Below are 2,076 nucleotides of genomic sequence, written 5' to 3' on the forward strand. Positions count from 1 at the left end.
AAAGCCTTTTGGCCCCCTGCATTATTGCTCCGCAACGCCGACGCGACGACGCAACCAACACTTTAGGTGTGGGTGCAATGTCCTAGCTTGAATCGAAATGACCCTAAACGCAAGCTTGTTCTCAATCTGTGTCCATTCAGTTCAATCGGGGGAATTAGCATGAGTGCAATTACAGCGGCAAGCCGGATGGGGATCCGGGGCATTACGGAGACCACCCCACTGGAGTTGCGCCCCAACGCCAGCCAGGATCAGCTCAATGCGGTGCTGCGGGCCATCTACCGTCAGGTGCTGGGCAACGACCATTTGTTTGGGGCCGATAGGAAGGAGCTAGCCAGTGCGGAATCGCTGCTGCGCCAGGGCAGCCTGACGGTGCGGGAGTTTGTGCGATGGATCGCCAAGTCCGAAGCCTACAAAAAGCGGTTTTTCTACCCCAACTCGCAAACCCGGGCCATCGAGCTCAATTTCAAGCATCTGCTGGGACGCGCTCCCACCAGCCCCAAAGACATCGCCCGCCATTTGGACATCTACCAATCTGGCGGCCACAGCGCGGAGATCGATTCCTACATCGACAGCCCAGAATACCTAGAAGCTTTTGGAGACAACATCGTCCCCTACCCGCGTGGGTTTGAATACCGCAAGGCTCATTCCACCCGCGACTTTACCAATCTCTTCGCTCTCTACGGGGGCTACGCCAACAACGATCGCTCCCAAGGGCCCAGACCCCGTCTGATGATGCCTTTGGCCACCGGGTTTACCCCGGCCATTCGCCGCATTGGGGTGCGGGGCCTGCTGCCGCCCAGCCCCATTTCCAAACACCTGGGGCCGCCAACGGGCCAGTCGGATCGCATGTTCTGTGTGGAAGTGACCCGACTGCTGAATCCGCCTTCGGCGCTGGCCACTTCCAGCCGAGTGCGCAAATCCAACCAGCAGATTTTCGTCTCTGCCGATCAACTGTCGGCGACAATGCAGCGGTTGCTCAAATCGGGCGCCAAGATCGTCAGTGTCCGCAGCGCTTAATCCCTTCTCGGTGTCCTCTCCGTTGTCGATTCCATGACCACTGCTGTTCCTCTGGATCCCAATCCGTCGGTGGATCTCACCCCGGCTGGACAAATCGCCAAGCTGCGCCACGGGGATCCGGGGGAACGCTACTATGCGGCTTGGTGGCTGGGACGCATGCGCATCGTCGAAGGGATCCCTGCCCTGATCGAGGCCCTGGCCGATGAAACGGATCGCACCGCTCAAGGGGGATATCCGCTGCGGCGCAACGCTGCTCGTGCTTTGGGTAAACTGGGATCCCTCGCCGGGATCCCTCCCCTGAAGGCGGCTTTGTCTTGCTCTGATGGCCAAGTGGTGGCAGCGGCTGCCCAGGCACTGGTTGAGATTGCCCTTGCCAACAACCTCAACAGGGATCCCGACGAAGTGGAAAAGCTGGGATCCGCTTTGCTAGAAGGGCTGCGCTTTGTGGAGCGAGGACTGCAGACGGAAGCCCAAGCCGCCATAGAGGCCATTATCGAGGCTCTTGGACAACTGCAGGTGGCTGCTGCCCTGGAGCCAATTCGTCCTTACCTAGAGCACACTTCCATTCGCTTGCAATGTGCGGCGGCGCGGGCCTGCTATCGTCTCACCGGGGATCCGACTTTTGCTCAGCGCCTGCTGTCGGTGTTGGATCACGACAACATCCATCTGCGGCGGGCTGCCCTTTTGGATTTGGGGGCCAGTGGCTATTTGCCGGCAGCACAAGCCATTGCGGTGGCGGCGGTGGAGGTCAACCTGAAGCTCCTCGCCCTCAAACAGTTGGTGGAGATCAACCTGGAACAACATCAAAGGATCCCCGGTGCTGAGCTGCAGCAGGTGCTGCGGCTGATCGACGAGCTGCTGTGAGCGGTGGTGCTTCTGGGCCCTTGCTGTTCACATTAGCGGGACGGAGTCCTTTGCAACTGACCTATCAAGGCATTGCCCATGAGTTTGTGCATCCCTCTGCAGCGATTCAAAGCCGTCAGAATCTGTCCGCTCGGCACCAGGGTTGGGCTCCGTGGCTGTAGCACTGCCTCAGCTAGAAATCGCAGGAGCCCCGCA

Annotated in this window: 2 protein-coding genes; both read left to right on the forward strand. The window is 59.5% G+C overall.

All coding sequences use genetic code 11. The annotated features are described in order from the left end of the window. Positions 1 to 159: 159 nt before the first annotated feature. Positions 160 to 1,017, forward strand: a complete 858-nt coding sequence (locus tag NW815_RS12760) for a phycobilisome rod-core linker polypeptide (RefSeq protein ID WP_414332161.1) — start codon at positions 160 to 162, stop codon at positions 1,015 to 1,017. Positions 1,018 to 1,050: 33 nt separating this feature from the next. Next, positions 1,051 to 1,881, forward strand: a complete 831-nt coding sequence (locus NW815_RS12765) for a HEAT repeat domain-containing protein (protein ID WP_414390086.1) — start codon at positions 1,051 to 1,053, stop codon at positions 1,879 to 1,881. Positions 1,882 to 2,076: the final 195 nt, after the last annotated feature.

The organism is Synechococcus sp. R6-7 (assembly GCF_047461695.1).
In the GTDB taxonomy this organism is placed as follows: Bacteria; Cyanobacteriota; Cyanobacteriia; order Thermostichales; family Thermostichaceae; genus Thermostichus.

What these genes read in the sequence shown, in the direction of transcription:
- NW815_RS12760 (WP_414332161.1), top strand. Translation starts at nt 160, where the DNA reads ATGAGTGCAATTACAGCGGCAAGCCGGATGGGGATCCGGGGCATTACG.
- NW815_RS12765 (WP_414390086.1), top strand. Translation starts at nt 1,051, where the DNA reads ATGACCACTGCTGTTCCTCTGGATCCCAATCCGTCGGTGGATCTCACC.